Origin of the sequence: Sediminibacterium sp. KACHI17 (genome assembly GCF_040362915.1) — a bacterium.
Lineage (GTDB): Bacteria > Bacteroidota > Bacteroidia > Chitinophagales > Chitinophagaceae > Sediminibacterium.
In genome coordinates, this window is the sequence record NZ_AP029612.1 from 2,302,329 (window position 1) to 2,328,286 (window position 25,958).

Genomic DNA, 25,958 nt, shown 5'->3' on the forward strand with positions numbered 1-25,958 from the left:
CTGCGGTTTAAAAATCACTGCAATACAAAAAACTCTATATATACACCCAATAATATATGCCAAATAAGATAGTGTCCATAACGAATCATCAATGCACCAAGGAATCCCGCTTTTTTATATTGATATGCTTGCCAAAGATTCATAGCAAACCCGGAAGCTAATGCATAGAGTATGAACCAGGTATTTCCTGAAGGCCACTGTTCAAGCGGCTCTCGAATAGCCGTAAGAATGGCCACACACCAAAAAACAGTTGCACGATGTTTTCCTTTCAGGAGTTTTTCAGAGATCAGCCATAATAGTAAAGTGATTGGAATAAGGCGATAAAAGATTTCTATTTCCAAAGCGCCGGAACTGTACAGTGATAAAGAGTAGGGAAAAGGTTGCAAAAAAGGAGGTAAATCAGTGTAAGGCTCAGGATGCATAAGGAAGCCAACAATGATCACATCAGGAATGGCAAACAGAAAACCGATCAATAACGGCTGCCAAATACGATGACGGTTACTAACAGAAGGATCGGTTAATTCAGGTAAACCCGCTTCCCTTTGTATTAAAATAAATGGAAGACCTGCCAAAAGAATAAGCCAGCTGTTCCAATTCCATACACGTATACCGGTTTGGGTTTTGGCAAGTATAGGACTCCATAATACAGTTATTGCAGCAATCGCAAGCAGTAGTATAAAAATGAATAAAGATCTTTTCTTTAAAGTACTCATAAGATCGGTTGTTCAGGGTAGTAAGATGATATGTTCAATTATTGACCTTGGTATTTTTTTGGCATGATGAGTTTACTATCACCATCCCAATACACAGAAACGATATAATATCTTTTGCCATCATTGAATAATTGAATGCTGTTGATGCCTTGAGCTTTCATAGGATTTCCATTCACGGTATAATCAGATTTATAGGTTGAGAATGCATGTGTGACTGCACCGTAACTTTCAGTGATGCGATTTAATTCTGCTTCTACAAAGCCGATCTCCTGTAATCTTTTTCCATTTCTTTCGATGTATTGTTCGGGTGTAATGGTGCGTATCACTTTACCACTGTCTTTGTGTAAGGCAACGGTCATCATTCGCGCTTCTTTTGTAAAAAGATTTCTGAAACGATCCCAATCACGATTCTGAGTACTAGGCCCGGAGATCACATCGTACAATGCTTTGATAATGGCATCTTCGGAAATAACATCCTGTTGGTATTGCGAATAAGCAACAGAAGAAAACAAGCAAGCGATTGCGATGAATATTTTTTTCATAAGGAAGTTTTAGGTCATCCAATTTAATACATATTGGGTTCCCGATTTTGTTTAAAAATCTGTTTTTCAAAATTTCACAATGCAAAATTTTAACGATTTCGGCAATCTAAAATGTTGTCGATATCGTACATATAAGTTTTTGCATCATCCTAGAACCATTGATAATAAAGGATTTCAGGTGAAAATAATTTTTTGGCACAGTACTTGAAAAGGATAAAGCAGGAATCCGATTATTCACCAAAATCCATTTATCATGAAAACAATGATGAAAGCAACAGCAGCCTTAGCGGGTCTATTCTTTTTACAGACCGCAGAGGCACAACTCGGTGTAAGAGCAACCACCAGTACAGCTACCAGAGCTACCGTTAATGCTACACGTGCTACTACAGCAGCAAGTAATGCAGCAGTAAGGGCAACAGCCACTACGGGTAAGCTAACTTCAGCTACTGTTAATGCCACACGTGCCACCACTGCGGCAACCGTTGGTTCTGTAAATCGCGTAAAAGCCAATACAGATGTAAATGCCAATGCGAGTGTAAAAGCATCTAGTCAGGCAGACCTGAATAGTAATGCAGGTGGAGAAGAAAGAGGTTTGGTTCGAGCTTCTTCTCGTTCTGAAGCTGATCTACATGCCAATGCCAACGCTAAACTCCCTTTGCGTGAAGGAGCGGAGATGGCTGGTGAGCAAAAAGATATGGCGAAAGAAAAAGTAGCAGATGCTAAAACGAAGGCTGAAGCTGCAAAAGAAGCAGGCATGAACAAAGCCGCAGAAGTAAAAACAAAAGCAAAGGAAGCAAAACCATCTGTATCAGCATCAGGTGAAGTAAAAGCCAAGGGTTCTGTAAAATCCGGCAGCTAAAAAGTAAGGTCGATACCTAAATCGCAGATAGTATCCTGATAAGCCGTCGATAAAAACATACTAAAACTTAATGGTTATGAAAAAGTTCAAAAGCAACGCATTGCTTTTGCTGGCAATGTTTTGTCCCTTATTCCTCCTGGCACAAGAAGCCGGAGATGAAGCCAATAAGAAAAATGAATTCAGTGCGTCTATCAATTATCAATCGGCTTTACATTTTTTTGGTCGGACCGATAGTTTACGAAGCAGTGGTTTATTTCCCATATTAGGGTTTCAGTTCAAAGGAGGTTTGTATGCACAGGGAAATTTCATCTTTGTTCAGAATAGTATGCAATCGACGGCTTATACAGGTGCTACGATCGAAGCGGGGTATCGCTTTCCTGAGACAGAACATTTTTCCGGGAATCTTTTTTTGTCTCGCTTCTTATACAAGGATGAGAGCACATTGGTACAATCAGCCATCAAATCACAAACGGGAGCTAACCTTAGTTATTTGAATAAAATACTCAACCTGAATGGAGGATTGAATTTGTTGTTCAGTGACAAGACAGATGTGAATGCCAGTTTGGGTGTAGATCATCTCTTCATTTTTAATAAGGGAATGAATAATGCAGCCATTGCAGTAGCGCCTTCTTTTACCGCTAATATTGGTACACAACAATTCAGTAATACATACCTCGAACGAAAAAATGTATTGGGTATTCCTGTAACACAAAGAACAACAGAGAATATTACCCAATTCAATATACTTTCCTATGAAATAGCCGTACCTGTTGTATTTGTCAAGGGCAAATGCAATCTGGCCATTACACCATCCTATGTAATGCCACAAAACCTGATAACAACGGCAGGAAGACCAGATCTTTCAGAGCGGGGAAAAAGCATGTTCTATCTGAATCTTTCTGCCGGTATCAGGCTTTGACAATTGAACAATATCCAATGATAAATATGGAATGATGAAGTGATTCTTTATCTCTCTTGTTTTCTATAGGTTCCCTGCCAAGGGAAGAGCCCGGTAGTCTTATCGGGCTCTATTGTTGATACCAATTCATGACTTGCAAGAGTAGTATCCATCCTGTTTTTTGCTTGGTCCAAATACGCAGGTAAGGTTGGGGTTCCTTATCCATCAATTTTCCGTAAGTAAAAGCCAGATCTTTTGCAGAAGAGATTCCTCCGCCAGTATAAGCAAGCTTCTTACCTGCTGAAAATTTTTGCAATGCGCTGAAAATATCTCTTGCGCCCATCAATGGTGCTTGTCCGTTTGTATTGAACCATGATTGAGTAGTCAGATAACCTTCTACAGCAGTTCCACCCTTTTGTTCTAACAAACGATTCAACGCTTCATCTGCATGCTGTACTTCTTCCATTGAAAAAGGAATGACGGTAATTTTGGAAAGATCCATGTCCATTGTCGATTCCGGAATATTGCGTTGATTCGAATAACGGACACCAAGATCGATCAATACTTTCCATTCTCCCTTTTCATCGATATGCCATACAGAACTATATTGGCCCCTTCCTGACACAGAATCTTTTGAGCTTCTTTGTACATGATAAGGACCGGTTGTAAAACCAAAATCTTGCGAAGCACTAATGACAGCATATTCGGGTCCCCAATTTAATATGGTAGGTGATAGTGGTTGTTGCTTGTATTGTTGAATACCATTTTTGGGCTCGGCGCCATTGAATACAATACCATTCTTATCTAAAAAATGAGAAAACCCGGTCGGTATTCCTTGCTGAACCGTATAACGGGCGAAAGATCTTTCTGCATGAATCAATCCATGTATTCCTTTTTGTGAGTACCCGTTAACAGATAGGAAAGTGAGGAGACAAAGAAAAAAGGCTTTCATTTTTTATTAAAATTAAAGATCCGGTCACAAGAAAATGGAGAGAATTCGATGGACGGTGCTAAAATGAGAACAGGTTACACACTTGTTATGTAACCTGTTTGCTCTGCTTCTAACATACTGCTTATAAAAAACCCAAACTTGCCATAGTTAAAACCCTTTGCAGGGTTGCTCTCGCCTTATGCGAGTGTTGTCGATTTTTTACCACCGGCGATCACTGCTATGATCAATGCGGTTGTAATGAATTTCCCTTTCATGTGCTGATTTTTTTATTTGATACTGCAAAAGTGCATTTATAAACTCCCTTATTCAACCGCATTTCCATGTGAAAAACAGTAGCGGTATATTGTATTCATCTTCTCTTTTTAACATTCTTCACTTTCTATCCGCATTAATCACCGCCTGTCAGTGTAATGCCCGGTTTTGCTGTTAAAAAAGGCATCACATAAGTATGTGGTTTTGGGAGTAAATATTTTGATAAGGGAGCGTGGAGTAGTAACTTTATTAGTGAGAAGTGGGTAGTCAATAGTGAGTAAAAATATTCACTACCCACTATTGACTATTCACTATTAGCGATAACATTGTTATGCGATTGTTGAACAAAAGAATAGCCGGTAGTTTTGATGCAGTAAAAGAACGTTATGACCAAATTATTGATTTACGAAGATAACCCCCAGCTACGTGAAGGTCTGACCATGTTGATCAATGGATCTGATGGATTTGAAGTATTGTCTGCATTCAAGAATTGCAACAATGTAGAAGACGAAGTGCGTGCTTTCAAACCCGACGTGATATTGATGGACATTGATATGCCGGGTACCAATGGTATTGAAGGACTCAAAAGAATCCGTGAGATCGATACTGATGTGAAAATTCTGATGCTGACAGTTTTTGATGATAACAAAAATGTATTTGATGCTATCAGCAATGGCGCAAATGGATATGTACTCAAGAAAACACCGCCGGCTCGTTTATTAGAATATATACAGGAAGCGCAAACAGGTGGCGCACCGATGACTTCTTCTATAGCAACACAAGTATTAAGAATGTTCTCTTCTCTAAACAATGAAAAAGGAGAAGACTATGATTTGTCTGAAAGAGAGAAACAAGTATTACAATTGCTGGTAAACGGATATAGTTATAAAATGATCGCTTCTGAAATGTTCATTGCAATTGATACAGTTCGTTCGCATATCAAAAAGATATACGAGAAACTACATGTGAATAGTAAGAGTGAAGCGGTAGCGAAAGCTTTTAGAAATAAAATTGTATAGCGAAGAGACAAGAACAAAGAATCAAGAGACAGGAAAGCAACAAGGAATCAAGGATCAATTTTAAACAGCTCCGGACTTTAGTCAGGCGAATAAAAATTATTCTTCGAGTTTTTAAATGCAGGTTGTAAAAGACCTGCATTTTTTGTTTTAAAACGTACGTTAAAGTCCATATAACCCGCTTGTAGCTTGCAGCTTACCGCTCGCAGCTTCTACCTTCCATCCATCCCAACCACATTTTTGTGTGATTGGCTGCCGGATTTTGCCGTTTTATGTTTGTCCAGTGATCGCAACAAAACAGGTTGTTTTCTGCAGATCATCATTGAAACACTTAATACTAACAAACATGAACATGAAAAGTAAAACCTTGCAAATTACCGTAGCAGTACTCTCGGTAATGGCTACGGTCGCTGCTTGCAGTGAAGCGGGAAGTGCTGATAAAGAGACCAAAAAAGAAGACATCTCTACTATTCGTAAAAAGGAAAAAGATGAATTGATCGCACGCGGTAAGTACCTGGTTACAGTATCCGGATGCAACGATTGTCATTCTCCGAAAATCATGACCCCGATGGGGCCGATTCCTGATACAACAAGATTAATGTCTGGCTATCCATCTGAAAAAGGGATTCCAACATTGAGTGAAGCTTTGGCAAAAGATCAGAACTGGGTAAAAATGTCGCCTGATGTTACTGCTTTTGCAGGTCCGTGGGGTATGACATTTGGCGCCAACCTGACGCCGGATGAAGCTACGGGTATTGGTAACTGGACAGAAGAAGTCTTTGTAAAAACCATTCGTACGGGTAAACATCTCGGACAAGAAGGAGGAAGACCGGTGATGCCGCCAATGCCATGGTATGTGATCGCAAAGATGACGGATGAAGACCTCAGTTCTATGTATCAATATCTGATGTCATTGCCTGCGATCAGTAACCGAGTTCCGGCACCGATTCCACCAAATGAAATCAAGATCACTAAACAATAGATAAACAATGAGAAAGGGTATACACAGATGGATAGGCCGCTTACTGGCAATGACCACTTTGGTTGTATTGATTGCCGGATGTACAAAAGAGTTTGAAGCAGATCTTCCAGATCCAAATCCAGGTACACCGGGTAATACCAAAAAACTGAGTAAGATCAGTTATGATGATGGTAGTTATATGTCAATTCAATACAACGCAGAAGGTAAGCCAATCAAGATCATAGATCTTCAGAAGAATAGTGGTGGCGATGATACCAATATTTATACATTAAGTTATAATGGCGATAAGTTAGTTGAAATGTCAGTAACTGATGGCACCAAATACAAGTATACGTACACAGGAGCGAATGTTACAAAAGTTGAGATCGTATCACCCAACAATGTTGTTATTGCATACTATGCATACACGTATCAGGATGGACGTTTGATTCGTACGGATGGATACGGCAGTATTACCGGAACAATCAGTGCTACACCCAATGTGCGTTTTGATCTAGCCTATTATGCCAACGGAAATATCAAATCAATGACAACCTGGTACCAGGATTACAGTACCGGTGTATTAGAGAAGTCTGATGTGTATGAGATCGAAACCTATGATAATAAGCGAAACACCAGCTTACTGTTTGAAAATAATCCGTATCTACCCTTGTTAATGATAGTGCCAAATAATCCTTTGACAGAAAAGCACTACGATAATGCGGGTCAAGCTTATGCTACTGTGACCCATACATATACATATGATGATCAGGGAAATCCGCTGACCCGTAAAACGGTGACCAAAGAAACAGGCATGCAGGATGAGATAACCACGACCACATTCCAATATTAATACTTGAAGATCAGTTAGTTATATAGAAATAACCCTGTGTGAACCAGGCCTCGGTCAGTAGATCGGGGCTTTTTTGTGTGATAAAAATCCGACATAAAAACCCGCAAATTCATGCATTTCACATATTTGTGTGGTTGTAAAACGGCATAAACGGGGATACTTTTGTCTGGTAATTCAAAAGATATGAAAGCAGCATTACAAAATTTGGTACTCTACTTGCTCTGTGCAGCAAGTGTTGTATTGGCTGCCCCCACCCATTCAACACTTCTTTCACATCCGGCCAAAAAAGACGGAGCAAGCGTTTTTTCCAGACCGTCTTGTGTAAAAGAACGCTCTTATTACACACAACAAAAGGAGGCGAAACCGGCACCGGTTTCGGTTCTGGAAGGTTCGGCCCGCTTCGAGCTTTGGTAAGGCTTTGAGGGTTTTCGATATCCGAAAAACCCGCTGCAAGCACCTGATTGCCCTCGTATTTTGATTATTTTTGTGGTGTGATAAATAGTTTATCACCGCTTAAATGAAACAGGTATGATCAAAACAGGCAATCCCGTTATCAGCATTTATACAGAGATGACCCCCAATCCGGAAACCATGAAGTTTGTGGCCAACAAACTCTTATATCCCGGTAAGAGCATTGATTTTGCTGAGGAAGCTTTGGCGGGCCCATCACCATTGGCCAAGGAACTATTCAGTTTTCCTTTTATTAAAAGTGTATTCATCGCAAGCAATTTTGTGACCCTTACCAAAACATCTGATACCGAAGATTGGCAGGATGTAATACCCACTATCAAAGAATTCCTGAAGGAATATCTGGAAAATGGTGGTGTGGTGGTAAATGACGAAGAAGTTGCCAAAGTGAAGCCTGAAGCCAGCAATGCGGTGAGTGCTGATGATGATGACATTGTAAAACGAGTGAAAGAATTATTGGAGAATTATGTGAAGCCAGCCGTTGAAATGGATGGCGGAGCGATCCAATTCAAAAGTTATAATGACGGCGTTGTAAACCTGATGTTACAGGGAAGTTGTAGTGGATGTCCTTCTTCAATGATCACCCTGAAGGCTGGTATTGAAGGAATGATGAAACGAATGATCCCAGAAGTAAAAGAAGTGGTGGCCGAAGCCGAATAAATCATGTGTTTGGTTTTTTGGAGCGTTGTATTCGTAAGGATACAACGCTTTTTTTTGCAGGTAACTGCCTGACTTAGCCGTTATCATTGTCATATACTAACCGGAAACTATATTTGTCTTCAGATCCAACCCTGCAATAAACTAACATGGAAAAAGAAGCGCTTGCACAACTGCTCCAACAGAATTATCTGCATGTCATACAACAAATACGAAACTTGAATGATCGTGAACTACTGCATGCTCCGAAAGACAAATGGAACGCATTGCAGCAGCTTGATCATTTGATCAAAAGCGTAAGGCCTGTAAACATGGCCATGGGTTTGCCCAAATTTGTACTCAGCTGGAGATTTGGTATTGCCAACAGACCCTCACGCAGCTATGATGCACTTGTAGACCGGTATCATATCAAACTACAAGCTGGCGGAAGAGCATCGGGCGCTTTTGTACCGCCATTGCAGATAGATCCGGCAGACAAAGAAGCATTACTACAAAAGCTGCAATCAGTGGTACAAAAACTGGTACGAAAAACATTAAGGCAAAGTGAATTGTCATTAGACCGGTACATATTGCCTCATCCACTGTTGGGAAAACTTACACTTCGTGAAATGCTTTATTTTACAGCGTACCATGCCTCACATCATGGTAAAAGTATTGAGCATGGCTTGGTTTCATTAAATTAGAAAGAACTACCATCTGTTAAAACATGCTAACAATAACTCGTATGGTATGACCTTTGCTACAGTTATACTATCATGAAAGTCAGGTTTACCTTATTATCACTCCTATTCTTTTCCTTTGCTTTTAGCCAGCGAATGATATTCTATGTGGCTGATACAAAGGGCGATTGTTATGGAGTAGGTAAAGGATTATGCTTGCAGGTAAAAGAAAAACCAGATGAGCCTTATGCCTTATTTTATTCAGGTATAGAAGGATTTTCATATGAAGAAGGCTATCACTACAAGCTGGAGGTCATGCGAGTGAAAAAAGAACGTCCACCGGCAGATGGCAGTGCTTTCAATTATTATCTGATCAATATTATCAGTAAAGAGCGATCAAAAAATTATTCGCTGAAAAACACTCCGATCCCAGATCTGCGATCACTTTCACTGGTGCGCATCAGCAAAAGTGGTAAAATGGAGATGGTAGATAACAGCATTACTCCTAATATCTCTTTTGATAAAAAAAATGGAAGGATCTCCGGGAAAGCCGGTTGTAACCGCTATTTCGGTAAAGTAAGTTTTGATCAACAACGTATTTTTATTTCAGGAGTGGGCTCAACACAAATGGCCTGCACCGATATGGAAATAGAGTCTCTATACCTGAAACATCTCACAGCGGTTAATCGCTATCAACTATCCGGAAATAATCTTCAGTTATTCCGTGATCAGGAACTTTTATTGCAATTCATCGTTCCAGAGAATTAAGAATCTATTGTATTCAAGTCTGAATCTGTATTTTGCTCTTCTTTATGAGCATTCAGGAATTCATCGATCAGTTTATACAAGGAATCAGACAAACATCTGCTCTGGAGTTTGTAGCGGTGTCGGCTGGTATCGGTAGTGTATGGTTTAGCAGAAAAGAACATATACTGGTATATCCGATCGGACTGATCAATACACTGATCTATATCTATCTAAGTATAAAAGGACATTTATTTGGAGAAGCCAGCGTAAACTTTTATTACTCTGTAATGAGTATTTATGGTTGGATTCTTTGGACTCGCAAAGACAGTTCTAAGAAGGAACTCCTGTTACATATTACCAACAGTAGTCGTAAAGAGTGGATACAACAACTGCTTTTCTTTGCTTTTTTCTATCTGCTCTTATTCACTCTTTTGAAATGGTTACAATCCAGTTTTGCACCCGAAGCCATTCCATGGGCAGATGCTTTTGCCAGTGCTTCAGCATACACAGGTATGTGGCTCATGGCCAGAAAAAAAACAGAGAGCTGGATCTGGTGGATCGCAACAAACATTGCTTCTATTCCGTTGTATTTTGTGAAAGGATATGTGTTCACCAGTGTACAATTCTTCATTTTATTGATACTGGCCATTTCAGGGTTGATCGAATGGAAGAAAAAAGCAAAACAATAATATAAACTCCGTGTATCTCTGCGTAAGACTTTGTGCTTAACATTCACCGAGGCGTTTTACAGAGTTCACTACAAAATAGCACAGCGTATTCTAAAGCATGATTCAAAAGATCGTCATCCTTGGTCCGGAGTCTACCGGTAAGAGCACTTTATGTGAATTGCTAGCGCAGCATTATGCAACAGCCTGGTGCCCGGAATTTGCACGCGAATATCTCTTGACCAATGGAACCGAATATGGATTTGATGATCTGCTCACCATCGCTAAAGGACAATTGGCTTTGGAAGATGAGTATAGTGCCATGGTCCATGGTCCATGGTCGATGGTCAATAGTGTTTGGGTGAATAGTAGAACCATGCAAACATCTGCACAACAACCTTTGCTATTCATTGATACCGATATGTACGTTATGAAAGTATGGGCCGAATATGTATTTCAAAAATGTCATCAGTTTATTTTAGATGAAATTGTAGATCGTACATATGATCTGTACCTGTTATGTAAACCCGATCTTCCCTGGGTGCAGGATGAGTTGCGTGAATATCCTGATGAAAAACCCAGACAAGAACTCTATCATATCTACCGGGATATCATGATGAATCAAAAAACGCCTTGGGTAGAGATCAGTGGTGACTATGAACAGCGACTACAACAGGCAATAGCAGCAGTTGATGCTATTCGAAAATAATTTTATTTCCCGCGTAACAACTGTTGCAGGTCTGCATCATCTTCTATATTCTGCATCTGTTTTAATATTTGTGGATAGCGCCAGCTTACCCTTCTGCTCATTGGTTTGGGGGTGAACTTTTTCGGATTTGGCAGACTGGCAATGATCATAGCAGCTTCAGCTCTTGATAGTTTTGAGGCAGATTTACCAAAATACTTTCTGGATGCGGCTTCCACACCGAAAATACCCGGTCCCATTTCAATCACATTGAGGTATACTTCCAATATTCTTTGTTTACCCCAGATCCATTCGATCATTTTAGTGAAATAAAGCTCTGGCACTTTTCTGATATACTTTGTAACACCACCCCCCTGCCACAGAAATACATTTTTTGCAGTTTGTTGTGTAATCGTACTTGCACCTCCGCCCAATGGAATTTTTGTTTTCTTTCCTTTTTTCCTGGGTTTCATGCTTCGTTCAATTGCGTCCCAATCAAACCCGCTATGATCCGGAAAAGTCTGGTCTTCACTGGCAATAGCAGCAAGTTTGATATTATAGGGTAATTGATCCCATGAAATGTAATCGCGTTTTAATCCATGAGAAAAACTATTGGTGATCTGAGTAATGGTGATGGGTGGCATTACCCATCTGCAAAGAATGATATACGCCAAAGAACTCAAGAACAAGACTACCGTTGTTCGCCAGATGATGCGGCGACTTTTTCTCCAAAATGATCTTTTTTCTGCCATTAATACAAGATACTATTTAACAGCTTGCGTAGAAATGATCTGCATTGAATATTTTTTTCTGATGCGGATAAAGGGTCTGTGTTTAAGCGCTTGTAACTTACCGATGAGTACGATACCTGCTGCAATACCAAGACTGGTAATATTATCACTGCGGAAAACGTTATCACTTTTAATGATACTGTTCAGCACGTTGACGAAAATATAACTGGATCCTGCTAGTTGAAACAATGTACCGTTACCGATGATGCCACTTCTAAATCGATTGCCCGGCATACCAATGATCTCGGATATATGAATACCCATTAATCCAAACCAGGAAGTATCTATTGTTGGAAATCCAAACTGGTTGGGGATCTGTCTTAGAATAAATGAATTGATATAAATGGAATCTGTTGTGATCTTCTTGATCTTTCCATCGATCCACTGTGTAGTGACATACTGAAAATGAATGAAATCATCTTTCACCCAACTTTTTACATTCCTGTTCTTTTCTTTAAAGACAAGAATGTTTGATTGAGCTTGAATTTTCTCCATGCATAGCAGTAAAAATAAGGCCCAGAGTAGTCTCATGTAATGGAAAGATACTCAGAAAATAAATGCTTGAAATTGTAAAATTGTTAAACCTGTTTCAATAAAGAAATCGCGCCCCAACATAACGCAATCCCAAAACCAATCAGGATCAATCCTGATAATTTATTGATGTAGTGAAGGTTCTTGGCTGTTAGTCTAGAACGTAGCTTACCTGCAAGCATCACTTTGAGAATATCAGAAAGTAAAACGAATACCAGACAGGTACCAAATACGATCAATCGGTATTCATTGGGATGTTGAGCGGTTTGTGCATCAGCCAGAATTGCGGCGGTCCAGGCAAACCAGAAAAGAAATACACCCGGATTCAATGTATTCATAAAATAACCGGATAGAAATATCGCGGCATAATCCCTCTTTCTGAATTTTTTATCAGCAATATTGTTTTCTTCATCGGTATGTACCTTTTTGAAGAACAAAGTATAGATACCTACTGCGATCAGAAAAATACTTCCTGCAATGGCAATGGCGGTTTTGTGTGATAATGCGGTATTGAATAAAGAGGTAAAAAAGTTGCAGACCAAAACCAATGAAATATCACTCGCTGAGACACCCGCTACAAATAAATAGCCCGCTTTATGGCCATTATTGATGCTTTGCTTGATGATGGCAAAGATCACGGGTCCTACAGAGATACTCAGGATCAGACCCAGCAATATTCCTTTTAAAAACGGGGCAATCATTAAGGGGTAACTGTTTGATACCGAAAATAACGGCTAAAAATGTAAAATCAGCAGATTGTTTGACCAGTGGATAAACTCAGCGAATGATCTTGGCTGAAATGATTTGATCTAAGCCCGGAAAATTTTCCTGTAAATACGCATTGCCATAGAGATAAATGGAATCTTGTATCGGAGCAATTCGTTTACCGTATTGTGCATTGAACTTTGTGACCACATCCATGCCTTTGATAATCTTCCCAATTGGTGAGAATCCTTTGACACCGGAGCGGACGGTGGTATCCAGTTTTGGATTATCTACCATATTGATGAAGAGCTGTGTGGCTCTGCTGTTTGCTACATCACGCGCAAAAGCAACGATCCCTTTTTTGTGTTTTTGTAAAACAGGCTCATCCATGATCTTTTTATTATCCCAGAAAAAATTCAATTCAAATTTGTCTGAGATACCAAACTGTACAACGTAGTTGGGTTCTACCCGGTAGATCATGTTATGGTTGTAAAAACCACTGAGTACTAATTGGTACAATCGGTCTACACCAATCGGCGACCATCTTCTGTAAGCCTCTAAAATGAAATTACCCTTTGTAGTAGTAAAGAGTACCTGAAAACTTTCAGGTGCTTTTCTTTTCAACAGTGCAAGATTTGGTACTTGTGCCTGTGTATGTAACCAACCCGACAATAATAAGATCAGTAATATTCTCATTCAGTTACCAGTTCTTTTCTTAAAAATGCTTGCCAGTCTTCCAGCATCTTTCCTTTTAGCACGCGAGGAAACTTATGCTGTCCACCCACTTTCCCTTTCGAACGCATGAACTCCATGAATTGATTTTCAGAGAGTACATCTAAAAACACTTCCTTCAATGCACTTTTTCTTTCCACTGCATAATCATCATTCAATTCTTTGAGTGAATTATCGATCAATTGTAACAGTTGTTGTTTATCTACTTTATCATCACAAGCAACAAACCAGTGATGGGCAAAAAAGCTTTCATAAGGAATACCTGCAACAGTGAATTCTGGAATTGAAATGTTCATTTTCTCACTGGCCAGTTGAATCGCTTTGTTCATATTGTCTACGCTAAGATGCTCTCCCACTAAACTCAGGAAATGCTTGGTTCTCCCGGTGATCACAATTTCACAACGATCTTTATCAACAAAACGAATTGTATCACCAATAAGATAGCGCCAGGTCCCTGCAGAAGTACTGATCAATAATGCATAATCCTTGCCTTCTTCCACTTCATGGATCATCAGCGCTTCAGGATTTTCAATCATCTCACCATCTGCATTGAAGTTGGTATCATCAAATGGCACAAACTCCATAAAAATATGCTCACTGGTCACCAATCGCATACCTTTTGCGAACTGACGATCCTGGTATGCAATAAATCCTTCACTGGCAAGATAGGTTTCAATATAAGTGATAGGCTTACCAAGTAATTTTTCAAATCCTTTTTTATAAGGTTCGAAACTTACACCGCCATGTACAAAGAATGCGAGGTTAGGCCACATTTCATGAATATGATTCAGCTTATATCGCTGGATCACCATTTCCATACACATTTGAATCCAGGCCGGAACACCTACAATAAAACCAATATCCCAATCGGGTGCTTTATCAACGATCTCTTCTAGTTTTTTATTCCAATCTTTTTGTTTAGCGATCTTTTTCCCGGGTTTATAAAAAGGCTGAAACCAAAACGGAGCTTTTTTCTGGGTGATACCACTCAGGTCACCGGCATAATAACCGGGTCCTTCTTTTTGTAGATCTGTGCTACCTCCCAAAGTCAGCCAACCCTTACCAATAGAACTGTAAGGGATATTTTCATAATTCCTCAAGCTGAATAACTGACGAATCATGACAAGCTTATTACCACTCAATAAATCATTGGTAACAGGAATGTATTTACTCGCAGCTTCACTGGTACCACTGCTTAATGCATAATATTTGATCTTGCCGGGCCAGCAGATATCAGGTATGCCTTCTAGTGTTTTGTGCCACCACTCCTGGTGTATCTTATTATAATTAAAAGTAGGAACCAGCTCCTGAAATTTCTTACCCGGATGTTTACTTAATAAGATCTCATCAAATCGGTATTGCTGACCAAATGCAGTGAAACGCGCCTTGCGCAATAACTTCTTTAAGACCCTGATCTGTTGTCTGCGCGGATTGTTTTGCGGCAGTCTTAATGCTTTAAGAATCCTATTGGGAAGTTTTATATCGAAGATGGCCATCGTCAGAATCAGGTTAAGTGAATATACGAAACTACATTAAAAGCGTGTAAAAACAGAGGCATCAGTTGTTAAAGCTGATGGTAGCTGAACCCGCAAAAATAAACCGAAAGAACATACCTTGATTCTTTTCCATCAAAGCAATGGCATCAGACATACGCATATCGGGGATACGGATCAATATTTGTTCAGCAGCATAGTTGCTGATCTCATCTTGAATGGACTTGATTGACTGTTGATGAAGATAGATGCTGGATAGATAACTATCAGTGATGCCATGCTGCGCAAGTGCTGAAAGTAGATGTGAGTGGTTTTCTTCTTTACAAATGACCAATAAGTTCTGATGTCTTTGGAGCAATGCCTCAGTAGCACCGGATCTTGCGATCTTTTTCTTGAGTTGAGTCATCCAGCTAAAGAACTGTATCAAAGGAGTTAGCATCCAGCTCAAGCGGTAATGTTTCTGTACGAATATCTTCATGGCTTCAAAGAAAATGGCCGTATGAAAAACACTTTTGTGTTTCGAACTTTGTCCTTTGTAATGAACAATTGCAGGATGTCCGAGATATTGTAGGGTATAGCCTGATTCAGCAATACGAAGACTAAGATCAATATCTTCTCCGTACATGAAATAATCTGTATCAAATCCGCCAAGGGCGTCAATAATGCTTTTACGAACCATCATGAAGGCACCGGCCAATACCTCTACCTGATGATTTTCCAAGGGAGAAAGATGTCCGAGTGCATACCGATTGAATAAGCCGGAAGAAGGAAACATACGGGCCAGTCCACTTAACTTAAAGAAAGCGGTTTGCAGTGATGGTAAGGCCCTTTTACTTTCCGGTAAAAATTCACCCCAGCCGTTGATCATTCGAATCCCCAATGCTCCTGTTCGTTCGTGCGTATAAAAATGATCTAAACAAATGGATAAAGTATCAGCAGGAATAAGTGTATCGGGATTCAAAAAAAGAATGTAAGTGCCCGAAGCTTTTTGTAAACCCAGATTATTGGCTTTTGCAAATCCTAGATTGGTCTCAGAACGGATGAACTGTACATTCGGAAACAATGGTTGTAGGATGGGAATACAGTTATCGGTAGAGCCATTATCCACTACAATGATTTCATTGTCGATAGAATGAGAAGCGGCCAATACCGTATGCAGACACTGTTCTACAAATGCGCAAACATTATAATTGACTATGATGATACTGAGTGTCAAATGATGGGTTTCAATATGCAATAATAAACAGAAGCGATCGATTCGCTCTTGTTCTAAGGTGCTTGTTTCTTGTCCCTTAACCGTAGGTTCGCTATTTTTGTATATATGTTGAAGCAAACACTCATCAAAGCAACCGAGGCGGGAGCCGCACAATTACAACACTTTTTCAACGGACAATTTACAATCAGTAACAAAGAAGGGGTCAATAATCTGGTTACAGAAGCTGATCATGCTGCAGAAAAAGCCATTTTTGAAGTGATCAGACAAGATTTCCCCGATCATTTTATTCTTAGTGAAGAAACAGGAGAGATCATTCAAGATTCATCCTATAAATGGATCATTGACCCGATTGATGGAACCGTGAATTTTGCAAATGGAATTCCTATCTGTTGTGTGAGTATTGGTATTGAACAGGATGGTGAAATGATATTGGGAGCAGTATACAATCCTTTTATCAATGAGTTCTTCTTTGCACAAAAAGGATTTGGTGCTACACTGAATGATAAAAAAATTCAGGTAAGCGATAAAACGGAAGTGATCAAAAGCTGTTTGGTAACAGGCTTCCCCTACACGTATCTGGATATGGAAAATGGTCCATTACAGGTATTTGAAAAATTGATCCGTAAAGGGGTTCCCGTAAGAAGATTGGGTAGTGCAGCCATTGACCTCTGTTGGGTGGCAGCAGGCCGTTTCGATGGCTTCTATGAACATAAATTACAAGCTTGGGATAGTGCTGCCGGATTTTTAATGGTGGAAGAGGCTGGAGGTAAAGTGACCGACTTTAAAGGAGATCTCTATTCACCCTATCAACCACATATTATTGCCACCAATGGTAAAATACACGATGAGCTGGTAGCCATTGTGAATGGAGCACCGGTGAAAAGTTAAGAATGTTGAATATCACAATTGAATATTCGACATTCATTATTCATCTTTTATACTAGAATTATGAGTGAAACAAGAACTGAGATAGCGAGTTTAGGAGAGTTTGGACTGATCGAACACCTGACCAAAAATTTTGAGACGCATAATGCCTCTACTATTTTAGGAGTAGGAGATGATGCCGCAGTAATAGATCATTTTGGAAAACAAACAGTGATCACAACTGACTTATTACTCGAGGGTATCCACTTTGATCTGATGTATACACCACTCAAGCATTTGGGGTATAAAGCGGTGATGGTGAACCTGAGTGATATTTATGCCATGAATGCAACACCAACGCAAATAACAGTAAGCATTGGCATCAGCAATCGATTTAGTTTGGAAGCAGTTACTGAATTTTATGAAGGCGTTCACTTTGCTTGTGAAAAACATAAAGTAGACCTGATCGGCGGCGATACTTCTTCATCCGTAAAGGGTTTTGTGATATCTGTTACTGCTATCGGCGAAGTAGCTCCTGAAAAATTTGTCAAAAGAAGTACTGCATCAAAAGGTGATTTGATTTGTGTGAGTGGTGATTTAGGCGGCGCTTATCTTGGACTCACTTTAATGGAGAGAGAGAAAAAGATCTATCTAGAAAATCCACAGATACAACCCGATCTGGAGAATGAAAGTTATATCGTTGGCAGATTATTGAAACCGGAAGCCAGAAAAGAGATCATAGATTTTTTTGAACAAAATAATATTGTGCCTACTTCCATGATGGATGTAAGTGATGGTATCAGCAGTGAAATTTTGCATATCTGCAAACAAAGTGCATTGGGTTGTCGTATCTATGAGGAAAAATTACCGATCGCAGAAGATAGCAGAAAAGCAGCTTTTAAATTTGGCCTCGACCCTACTGTTTGTGCGTTGAATGGAGGTGAAGATTATGAACTCATCTTTACCCTCAAGCAAGAGGATTATGATAAAATAACCCTGAACGAAGATATCAGTGTTATAGGGTATATGGCTGAACTGGAAGAAGGATGTAAATTATTGACCAAGGGTGGAAATACTTTTGATATCACTGCACAGGGTTGGAATGCTTTTCAGCAGTAGAAACTTATGAATCTTATCCGAACACTTATATCGGGCATTAGTATTCTGATTCTTTCAGTGTCTGCACCTGCGCAAAACTTTTATCCGCCACTTCCTAAAATGGCTCCGGCAGATTTAAAGGAAGACATACGCATTCTTAAAAAAGTATTGGAAGCCAATCATCCAAGTTTATATTGGTATACTTCGAAAGACAGTATTGATTACTATTTTGAAGAAACTTTAGCGAGTATTACCGATTCACTCAATGAGGTTGAATACAAGAATAAACTATCCAAACTCATTGCTACTATTCATTGTGGGCATACCACTGTTCGCTTTTCCAAAGCCTATGGTAAAATTGCTAACCGCTATCGCTTTCCTCAATTTCCATTGGCATTAAAAGCGTGGGATGATAGTTTGGTGGTATTGGGTAGTGCTTATAACAATGATTCGATCTTTAAAAGAGGAACTATTATAACAGCGATCAATGGACGATCGCCGGTTCAAATACTGGATACGCTCTATCAGTATATCAGTACTGATGGGTATATCAATAATCATAAAAGCCAGGTCATCAGTGGTAATTTTCCCGGATGGTATAAAACCATTTTAGGTGATGATGATTCTGTTTATGTCATCAAATATTTAGATTCAGTTGGACAAGAAAAAGTTGCAAGTATTAAAGCATATCGCCCGGTAGTGGATACTGTTCAACGAAAAGTAAGCAATACTGCGCCAACATTAACACGTCGGGAAATCAGAAAACTTCGGTTACTGAATAAGCGATCTATGTTGATCGATACATTGAATAACACTGCTTTTATTCGGCTGACCACTTTTTCCGGTGGTAGACTAAGAACTTTTTTTAGAAGAAGCTTTAAAACATTGAATCAGCTTTCAATTGACAATCTTGTAATTGATCTGAGAGAAAATGGAGGGGGTAATGTAGGAAACAGTATTGACTTAACAAGATACCTCATCAACAAACCATTTAAGGTTGGCGATAGTATAGTGGCGTTTAGCAGAAGACTTCAATACAGCAGATATATCAAACCTTCTTTCATTTATTGGTTGGCCATGAACTTTGGCGGAAAGAAAATGGAAGATGGAAAAATTCATTATCGCAGGTATGAGCAACATTATTTCAAACCTGCAAGCAAACATCATTATGATGGTCAATTGTATTTGATACAAGGCGGATATACTTTTTCAGCTGCTACAATGTTTATTTCACAGTTACAAGGACAATCCAATGTAAAAGTATTGGGCGAAGAAAGTGGTGGCGGATATTATGGTAATTCAGCGATGCATATTCCGAAGATCACATTGCCAAATTCCGGTCTCATTGTGAGTTTGCCTTTGTATCGTTTGGTCATGGATAAAGATCGGCCTAAAGGAAGAGGAATCATACCCGATATAGAGATCAAACCATCCTCAAAAGCCATCCGTGAGGGCTATGATATTAAGTTGAGTGAAGTGCGTAGAATCATTCGAGGAAATTAGTTGATAGACCATAGACCATGGTCCATGGTCTACGGACCATCAATCACTTCAATTACATCTAATGTTTCACTAAGTCCGGTTAATGCAGTATTGTATCCTTTTTCGATTCTTCCACTTCTGTGTGCTAGTCCCATTACCTGTGCAGGATAAAGACTGGCCATTCTGAATGCTTCATCCAATGGTATATTGGCTTTATGAACCAGATTTTGTACACAGCGAACCATATTCAATGCTGAACCACTTAACACACCTTCTGATTCATAATAGTCACCTTTAAGTGTATGTGGGTATGGGCCGGTAGTTGTATTGGTAACAGCATCCGTGATTGCGAATAATCTTTCCTTCATTTGTTTTTTAGCGATACGGATCGCGGCAAAATCAACATGATAGCCATCGGGCACTACACTGCACATAATGGTATCATGATCAAAGATAGCGCCTACCAATCCGGGCTCACGATGATGTAACAGACTCATGGCATTGAATAAATGTGTGGCTGCGCCGATCCCATTTTTAAACGCCTGCATACTTTCTTCATAAGTAGCGTTACTGTGTCCGGCAGAGATGACCACACCATAAGAACGGATCAATGATAACACTTCCTGACTGCATACTTCAGGCGCAAGTGTGATCATGGTGATGATCCCTTTTCCGTATTCAAGTAATTCGCTTGTTTGCTCTAGAGTTGGTGTATGAATATACTGTGTCTGATGGGCTCCTTTTTTTACCGGATTAATCCATGGGCCTTCAACATGTAAACCGATACAACCTTTACCACCCATTTGTTTATAAGCGCGAACTGCATCTATACATTTTTTGAATACATCATAACTATTGGTAGCAACCGTAGGTTGAAAATAAGCGGCACCGCCTTTTTTACAATACTCATACAAACGTTCCAGAGATGTTACTTCCGGATAAACGGCTAATAAACGATCATACGCACCATAGATCTGAATATCCATGAAAGCAGGTGCCATTAATGAGAACTGAGCTGTATAGGGTTCATGAATAGCAGTCGCAGGAACAATGTCAATAATGGCACCTCTTTCGGTAACTACAACATATTGATCCAGCCATTTGCTTCCGGTAAACAGTCGATTCGCATAATAAGTATTGCGTTCAGCCATTATTTAATCTTGAGTGATGAGAAAATCGTCTGCATCTTTCCAAAATGGAAATTTGGTTCTTACTTCAGTCAATGTATTTTTTTCAAGTATGATCGTAAAGATATCTTCTTCATGTTCTTTATGATATAATACTTCACCGAGTGGATCAATTACCATACTATTACCGCTATGATAAATACCATTACCATCTTCACCCACCCGATTCACACCAATTACATAAGCCTGGTTTTCGATAGCCCTTGCTGTCAGTAAGGTTTTCCATGCATGACTTCTTCTTTCAGGCCAATTGGCTACATATAATAATACATCATACTCGGGGTCATGATCAGACTGTTGTCTGGCCCAAACAGGGAAACGCAGATCATAACATATCTGGAGATTGATCTTCCATCCTTTTACTTGTGCGATCAATCTTTTATTTCCGTTTGAGTAATGTTGATCTTCGCCTGCAAAAGCAAATCGATGTCGTTTATCATAGTGACCGATAGTGCCATTGGGAAGTACCCATAGTAGCCGATTAAAGAACTGTTCATTTTCTCGGATGATGACACTTCCTGTCAAAACAATTTTTTTTTCTGCTGCTATCTTTTTCATCCATTGAACAGTAGTGCCATCCATGGTTTCTGCCAATGCAGAAGGATTCATACTGAACCCTGTACTGAACATTTCAGGTAATACAACGATCTCGGTCTTTTGTGTGATACTGTTGATCTTTTCTTCCAGCATTGATAAATTAGCTGCTTTATCTTCCCAGATAAGCCGAGTCTGTATCAAAGAGATGTGAAGTGATGACATGTACGCAAGTTAACTACAATTGCGCTCTCTTTTAAAACATGCGGTAACCAATTTGGATAGAGCCATACACTTGAGAGCGTGTTTGTTTTTCCGTCTCTTTTGACTGATAGACCAGTTCCAATTTAGTACTGATTCTTTGTTCAGCATATGCTATGCCATAACGCTGCTCCAACACAAAGGGTTTTGGGTCTGCCAGTACAGCGCCTGTTCCTTTATTCAATAAGCCTCCTTGTAAAGTAGCATTGTACGCCTGATACGTGATGGATGGATAGGCATACAAAAAAATTTCTGTTTTCTTATTGGGTACTGAGGTCCCATTGTTCACCCTCGTATTAAAAAGGATGCTGCTGTTATTTTTTTCAAAACTTCCTGCGGAGAAAAGCAGGCCTACTTTAGCATTGTTAAAAGTGGTACCCACATTAGCTTGTACAATCGGGACGATTTTGAATAAATCATTGTATGACGCGGCAGTGAAAGCATAAGAAACACCCGCATCCAATCCGATCGCATTTCTCACCTGATACTCCCATCCTTTGAAACGAAGAAATCCCAAAAGCTTATGATATTCATTTTGCAATTTCTCAGCAAGTGAGGCACTGCCGATCACTCCTAATGTTCCATGCCATTGAAATACTGCATCATTCGAGCTGGCAATGGTCTGGCTGTATCTAGTAAATAAGTAACCACAATAAGGACGGTCTATATCCGCAATGCTTTCTTTTTTAGACAATGGCGTGAAGATCATTTGTCCGATCTCTAATGCATGTACTTTTTTCTTGACGGTAGCGGTATCTGTAAAACGATATTGGATGAAAAAACCATTTGTATAATAGGCATCTTTCTTTTTGAGTAGAAAGGCATCATTATCGGTCGTAAATGATAGTTCTTTACGCAAGAATTTTTTTTCCTGTGCATGAGCAAGACAGGATATACTGACCAATATTAAAAGCAACCAAAAACGCATACAAAGTTTTCAAGAGAGGATATGACTAAGATAAAATTAATCTTTTGCAGCACGACGAATTTGTTGAATGGTTTCTTGTACCAGTGCGGGCTCATATCCCTTATTGATCAGATACTGAGTGGTCTTGGCTTGTCTGTTCAGGTATTGCTCCTGCTTTAATGAGTTCCATTTAGCTTCAGCTAGTTTTATTAAAATTGCCTTATAATTTTCGTCGTCAATCTCTTTTAAGGCATATTTAATATTGACAGGACTCACTCTTTTTTGCTTCAAAGCATAAATGATTTTCACCTTTCCCCATTTTTTCATCCTGAAATGTCCGCCCGCAAATTGTGCCGCAAAACGGGCTTCATTCAGGTAATCTTCCTCTATAAGTCTACTAATGAGGGTTTCCACATCCGTTTTTGAGAGTCCAAAGCCAAAAAGTTTTTCTTTGGTTTCAAAGTGACTTCTTTCCTGATAGGCACAAAAATGTCGGATCTTTTGCCAGGCCTGTTCAGGAGTTAGTCTTTTCGATAGCATAGAGACCACTTAAATTAGAGGTTTATTAATTATATTTGTTATTGTCCGGAAACGTTTTCGGAAATACATCCAAAATGAGTCAGATACAACATACCGTTTGTTTGATAGATGATGACAAGATCTATCAGTTCACCGCCAAGAAAATGTTGGAGGCTACAGGTATGGCCAAAGATATCCGCTCTTTTTATGATGGCAGTGAAGCCATTGCTTTTTTCTCGGGGGAAAACAGTAAAAATCCAGAGAATCTACCCGATGTTATTTTTTTGGACATCAATATGCCGATCATGAATGGTTGGGAGTTTTTGGAAGAATATGAAAAGATCCGCAACCACTTTCCCAAATCCATGGCTTTATATGTTGTAAGTTCTTCTGTAGATGATGCGGATATCCGTCGATCCAGACAGTACAACTCAGTGACCGATTATATTGTAAAGCCCATTACACGTATGCGTTATCAGGAATTATTAGAAGGTATCGGTTCTGTTTCCTGAGTCAATCCACAACTCATTCACAATCTATTTTTTCTGTTCTGATGACCCTTGAATTTTGGTTACGGAATGTTAACATTTTGCCTTAGGTTTGTTGCGTATCTAAATTCAGCAGAATGAAATTTATTGTTTCTTCCTCCTCCCTTTTGAAACACCTGCAACAGATCAGCGGTGTTATTAATGCAAATACTGTTTTACCCATTTTGGAAGATTTCCTGTTTGAAATTCAGGATAAGAAACTGAATGTTGTAGCAACTGATCTGGAAACGGTGATGCGTGTTCAAATGGATGTAGAAAGTAAGGCCAATGGAAAGGTTTGTATCCCGGCCAAGATCCTGATGGATTCGTTGAAAAACATTGCAGATCAACCACTTACATTCAATATTGATAAGAATTTTGCAGTGGAGATCACCAGCGATAACGGTAAGTATAAAGTAATGGGTGAAAATCCTGATAATTTCCCCAAAGAACCAGCGGCAGATGATACTACCGGTTTTGATATGACCAGCAGTGGCTTATTGACTGCCATCAACAAAACCTTGTTTGCGGTTAGTAATGACGACCTCAGACCTGCTATGACCGGTGTTTTCTTCGAACTTTCGAAAGACGGTGTTCAGTTTGTTGCAACTGATGCACATCGTTTGGTAAGATATAAGCGTACGGATGCGCATGCTTCTAAAACAGATTCGTTCATTGTTCCTAAAAAACCATTGAACCTGTTAAAGAATGCTTTGCCAGATAATGATGACGTGATCACGGTGAGCTATAACAGCAATCACTTGTTCGTAAATCACGGATCAACTCAAATGATCTGTAGACTGATCGATGCACGTTTCCCTGATTATAAAGTGGTGATTCCTGCAGATAATCCCTATAAGCTGATCGTGAATAAAGCAGATTTCCAAAATGCTTTACGCCGCGTGAATGTATTCAGTAATAAAAGCACCAATCAGGTAGCATTAAGCATTACCGGAAGCGAGTTACAGATGGCCGCTCAGGATATTGATTTCAGTTTTGAAGGTAATGAGCGCATGAGCTGTCAATACGATGGTGAAGACCTGCAGATCGCTTTCAATGCTAAATTCCTCATTGAAATGCTGAGCGCTGCGGATACGGAAGATGTGAAAATGGAATTATCGACCCCTACTAAAGCGGGATTGATCAAGCCTACCGAGCAAGCAGATGGTGAAGACCTACTCATGCTGGTAATGCCATTGATGTTGAATAATTAATAGTTACACCTTACTATGCTTGAGTCCTGCTCTGATCGGAGCGTGACTTTTTTATACAAGCAAACGTATGCTGCTGATTAATTTGTACATTAGTGAGTATACAATTGTTTGCCATGCTTGAAAATATCATCGCGTATTTTGATACCATTCCGAGTTTGCACCGTGCATTGATCCTTGCAGGAGGAATCACATTCTTTTGGTTAATAGAAGGTGTGATCCCGCTCTTTGGTTTCCAATACAATAAATGGAAACATGCATCCATCAATATCTTTTTTACGATTACCACCATCGTTATCAATTTTGCATTTGCATTATTGATCGTTAAATCGAGTGACTGGGCGGTTACGAATAAATTCGGGTTGCTTCAACTGACCGAAATGCCTCTATGGGTATTCATGATCGGCGGTCTATTGGTTCTGGATTTGATAGGAGCCTGGTTTATTCATTTCATAGAACATAAGTTCAAGTGGATGTGGAAGTTTCATATGGTACACCATGCCGATACCCATGTTGATACAACCACGGCCAATCGTCATCATCCCGGTGAGAGCGTGTTTCGTGCAGTGTTTACTACTATCGGTGTTGTACTGTGTGGCGCACCTATGTGGCTCGTTATGATGTACCAAAGTATTAGTGCGGTATTATCACAGTTTAATCATGCCAATATCAGATTGCCTTTGTGGATGGATAAAGCGATTAGCTGGGTCATCGTTTCTCCTGATATGCATAAAGTACATCACCATTATGTACGTCCGCAGACTGACTCCAACTACGGTAATATCTTTTCGATCTGGGATAGACTCTTTGGCACGTTTAATTATACACCCGTAGAACAGTTGCGATATGGATTGGATGTGCTCGACGACAGCACCGATGAAAATCTTTCTTATCAACTCAAAATACCTTTTGACCGATCAGTAAAGACCGATTACTAAACCTAAGAAAAGCCCCATCTTTGCTGAAAATAATT

30 protein-coding genes are annotated in these 25,958 nt (G+C 39.6%); 17 read left to right on the forward strand and 13 right to left on the reverse strand.

Going from position 1 to position 25,958, the window contains the following annotated elements:
• Nucleotides 1–14 precede the first annotated feature (14 nt).
• A complete protein-coding gene (locus ABXG83_RS10210; protein WP_353548759.1) occupies nt 15–713 on the reverse strand; it encodes a hypothetical protein in 699 nt (232 codons plus the stop codon).
• Nucleotides 714–751: 38 nt separating this feature from the next.
• A complete protein-coding gene (locus ABXG83_RS10215) occupies nt 752–1,255 on the reverse strand; it encodes a hypothetical protein (protein WP_353548760.1) in 504 nt (167 codons plus the stop codon).
• A gap of 253 nt (nt 1,256–1,508) precedes the next feature.
• Here ABXG83_RS10215 and ABXG83_RS10220 point away from each other — a divergent pair, with 253 nt between their 5' ends.
• Together ABXG83_RS10220 and ABXG83_RS10225 are read left to right on the forward strand one after the other, a co-directional pair.
• The gene (locus ABXG83_RS10220; protein WP_353548761.1) at nt 1,509–2,114 is read left to right on the forward strand and encodes a hypothetical protein; all 606 of its coding nucleotides are present in this window, start codon (nt 1,509–1,511) and stop codon (nt 2,112–2,114) included.
• A gap of 76 nt (nt 2,115–2,190) precedes the next feature.
• Nucleotides 2,191–3,033 (forward strand): hypothetical protein, encoded by an 843-nt coding sequence (locus ABXG83_RS10225; protein ID WP_353548762.1) that lies wholly within the window; start codon nt 2,191–2,193, stop codon nt 3,031–3,033.
• 109 nt (nt 3,034–3,142) lie between these two features.
• Here the strand turns inward: ABXG83_RS10225 and ABXG83_RS10230 are convergent, their stop codons facing one another.
• The gene (locus ABXG83_RS10230) at nt 3,143–3,964 is read right to left on the reverse strand and encodes a hypothetical protein (protein ID WP_353548763.1); all 822 of its coding nucleotides are present in this window, start codon (nt 3,962–3,964) and stop codon (nt 3,143–3,145) included.
• Nucleotides 3,965–4,602: 638 nt separating this feature from the next.
• On the opposite strand from ABXG83_RS10230, the gene ABXG83_RS10235 reads away from it, so the two are divergent.
• From ABXG83_RS10235 to ABXG83_RS10275, 9 genes are all read left to right on the forward strand, one after another.
• The gene (locus ABXG83_RS10235) at nt 4,603–5,235 is read left to right on the forward strand and encodes a response regulator transcription factor (RefSeq protein WP_178886567.1); all 633 of its coding nucleotides are present in this window, start codon (nt 4,603–4,605) and stop codon (nt 5,233–5,235) included.
• 349 nt (nt 5,236–5,584) lie between these two features.
• Nucleotides 5,585–6,214: a c-type cytochrome gene (locus ABXG83_RS10240; RefSeq protein ID WP_353548764.1), complete on the forward strand. Its 630-nt coding sequence runs from the start codon at nt 5,585–5,587 to the stop codon at nt 6,212–6,214.
• Nucleotides 6,215–6,221: 7 nt separating this feature from the next.
• Nucleotides 6,222–7,046 (forward strand): hypothetical protein, encoded by an 825-nt coding sequence (locus ABXG83_RS10245; protein WP_353548765.1) that lies wholly within the window; start codon nt 6,222–6,224, stop codon nt 7,044–7,046.
• 183 nt (nt 7,047–7,229) lie between these two features.
• Entirely contained in the window at nt 7,230–7,460 is a 231-nt protein-coding gene (locus ABXG83_RS10250) for a hypothetical protein (RefSeq protein ID WP_353548766.1), read from the forward strand.
• Between the two features lie 114 nt (nt 7,461–7,574).
• Nucleotides 7,575–8,174: a NifU family protein gene (locus ABXG83_RS10255; RefSeq protein ID WP_353548767.1), complete on the forward strand. Its 600-nt coding sequence runs from the start codon at nt 7,575–7,577 to the stop codon at nt 8,172–8,174.
• Between the two features lie 146 nt (nt 8,175–8,320).
• Nucleotides 8,321–8,854 carry a DinB family protein gene (locus ABXG83_RS10260; protein WP_353548768.1) on the forward strand — a complete coding sequence of 178 codons (534 nt, stop codon included), beginning with the start codon at nt 8,321–8,323 and terminating at the stop codon, nt 8,852–8,854.
• 72 nt (nt 8,855–8,926) lie between these two features.
• Nucleotides 8,927–9,598 (forward strand): DUF4377 domain-containing protein, encoded by a 672-nt coding sequence (locus tag ABXG83_RS10265; RefSeq protein ID WP_353548769.1) that lies wholly within the window; start codon nt 8,927–8,929, stop codon nt 9,596–9,598.
• A gap of 44 nt (nt 9,599–9,642) precedes the next feature.
• A complete protein-coding gene (pnuC, locus tag ABXG83_RS10270; RefSeq protein ID WP_353548770.1) occupies nt 9,643–10,266 on the forward strand; it encodes a nicotinamide riboside transporter PnuC in 624 nt (207 codons plus the stop codon).
• A 97-nt stretch (nt 10,267–10,363) separates the two neighbouring features.
• Nucleotides 10,364–10,951 (forward strand): ATP-binding protein, encoded by a 588-nt coding sequence (locus ABXG83_RS10275; protein WP_353548771.1) that lies wholly within the window; start codon nt 10,364–10,366, stop codon nt 10,949–10,951.
• A 2-nt stretch (nt 10,952–10,953) separates the two neighbouring features.
• Here ABXG83_RS10275 and mtgA read toward each other — a convergent pair whose 3' ends face one another.
• The 6 genes from mtgA to ABXG83_RS10305 form a co-directional block, all read right to left on the reverse strand.
• Entirely contained in the window at nt 10,954–11,679 is a 726-nt protein-coding gene (mtgA, locus tag ABXG83_RS10280; RefSeq protein WP_353548772.1) for a monofunctional biosynthetic peptidoglycan transglycosylase, read from the reverse strand.
• 12 nt (nt 11,680–11,691) lie between these two features.
• Complete coding sequence (locus tag ABXG83_RS10285) at nt 11,692–12,213, reverse strand: hypothetical protein (protein ID WP_353548773.1); 522 nt, start codon at nt 12,211–12,213, stop codon at nt 11,692–11,694.
• A gap of 83 nt (nt 12,214–12,296) precedes the next feature.
• Entirely contained in the window at nt 12,297–12,950 is a 654-nt protein-coding gene (locus ABXG83_RS10290) for a LysE family transporter (RefSeq protein ID WP_353548774.1), read from the reverse strand.
• Nucleotides 12,951–13,026: 76 nt separating this feature from the next.
• Nucleotides 13,027–13,650, reverse strand: coding sequence for a peptidylprolyl isomerase (locus ABXG83_RS10295; RefSeq protein ID WP_353548775.1), 624 nt, complete (start codon nt 13,648–13,650; stop codon nt 13,027–13,029).
• Nucleotides 13,647–15,182 (reverse strand): GH3 auxin-responsive promoter family protein, encoded by a 1,536-nt coding sequence (locus tag ABXG83_RS10300; protein WP_353548776.1) that lies wholly within the window; start codon nt 15,180–15,182, stop codon nt 13,647–13,649. The genes ABXG83_RS10295 and ABXG83_RS10300 overlap by 4 nt, the downstream gene beginning before the upstream one ends.
• 61 nt (nt 15,183–15,243) lie before the next feature.
• Nucleotides 15,244–16,512, reverse strand: a complete 1,269-nt coding sequence (locus ABXG83_RS10305) for a glycosyltransferase family 2 protein (protein WP_353548777.1) — start codon at nt 16,510–16,512, stop codon at nt 15,244–15,246.
• Between ABXG83_RS10305 and ABXG83_RS10310 the strand changes: the two genes are divergently transcribed.
• From ABXG83_RS10310 to ABXG83_RS10320, 3 genes are read left to right on the forward strand one after another with little or no spacing between them, the layout of a single operon-like run.
• Entirely contained in the window at nt 16,501–17,283 is a 783-nt protein-coding gene (locus tag ABXG83_RS10310; RefSeq protein ID WP_353548778.1) for an inositol monophosphatase family protein, read from the forward strand. The two genes, ABXG83_RS10305 and ABXG83_RS10310, sit on opposite strands and share 12 nt — an antisense overlap.
• Nucleotides 17,284–17,343: 60 nt before the next feature.
• Nucleotides 17,344–18,378 (forward strand): thiamine-phosphate kinase, encoded by a 1,035-nt coding sequence (gene thiL / locus ABXG83_RS10315; RefSeq protein WP_353548779.1) that lies wholly within the window; start codon nt 17,344–17,346, stop codon nt 18,376–18,378.
• A gap of 6 nt (nt 18,379–18,384) precedes the next feature.
• Complete coding sequence (locus ABXG83_RS10320; protein WP_353548780.1) at nt 18,385–19,860, forward strand: S41 family peptidase; 1,476 nt, start codon at nt 18,385–18,387, stop codon at nt 19,858–19,860.
• A 29-nt stretch (nt 19,861–19,889) separates the two neighbouring features.
• Here the strand turns inward: ABXG83_RS10320 and nagA are convergent, their stop codons facing one another.
• Genes nagA through ABXG83_RS10340 form a run of 4 tightly spaced genes read right to left on the reverse strand, consistent with a single transcriptional unit; the run spans nt 19,890 to nt 23,268 of the window.
• Entirely contained in the window at nt 19,890–20,990 is a 1,101-nt protein-coding gene (nagA, locus tag ABXG83_RS10325; RefSeq protein ID WP_353548781.1) for an N-acetylglucosamine-6-phosphate deacetylase, read from the reverse strand.
• A 3-nt stretch (nt 20,991–20,993) separates the two neighbouring features.
• Entirely contained in the window at nt 20,994–21,785 is a 792-nt protein-coding gene (locus ABXG83_RS10330) for an amidohydrolase (RefSeq protein ID WP_353548782.1), read from the reverse strand.
• Nucleotides 21,786–21,816: 31 nt separating this feature from the next.
• Nucleotides 21,817–22,749, reverse strand: a complete 933-nt coding sequence (locus tag ABXG83_RS10335) for a lipid A deacylase LpxR family protein (RefSeq protein ID WP_353548783.1) — start codon at nt 22,747–22,749, stop codon at nt 21,817–21,819.
• A 36-nt stretch (nt 22,750–22,785) separates the two neighbouring features.
• Complete coding sequence (locus ABXG83_RS10340) at nt 22,786–23,268, reverse strand: regulatory protein RecX (protein WP_353548784.1); 483 nt, start codon at nt 23,266–23,268, stop codon at nt 22,786–22,788.
• A gap of 74 nt (nt 23,269–23,342) precedes the next feature.
• On the opposite strand from ABXG83_RS10340, the gene ABXG83_RS10345 reads away from it, so the two are divergent.
• The 3 genes from ABXG83_RS10345 (at nt 23,343) to ABXG83_RS10355 (ending at nt 25,923) form a co-directional block, all read left to right on the forward strand.
• Nucleotides 23,343–23,759 (forward strand): response regulator, encoded by a 417-nt coding sequence (locus ABXG83_RS10345; protein WP_353548785.1) that lies wholly within the window; start codon nt 23,343–23,345, stop codon nt 23,757–23,759.
• A gap of 113 nt (nt 23,760–23,872) precedes the next feature.
• Nucleotides 23,873–24,988, forward strand: a complete 1,116-nt coding sequence (dnaN, locus tag ABXG83_RS10350; RefSeq protein ID WP_353548786.1) for a DNA polymerase III subunit beta — start codon at nt 23,873–23,875, stop codon at nt 24,986–24,988.
• A gap of 113 nt (nt 24,989–25,101) precedes the next feature.
• Complete coding sequence (locus tag ABXG83_RS10355; RefSeq protein WP_353548787.1) at nt 25,102–25,923, forward strand: sterol desaturase family protein; 822 nt, start codon at nt 25,102–25,104, stop codon at nt 25,921–25,923.
• Nucleotides 25,924–25,958: the final 35 nt, after the last annotated feature.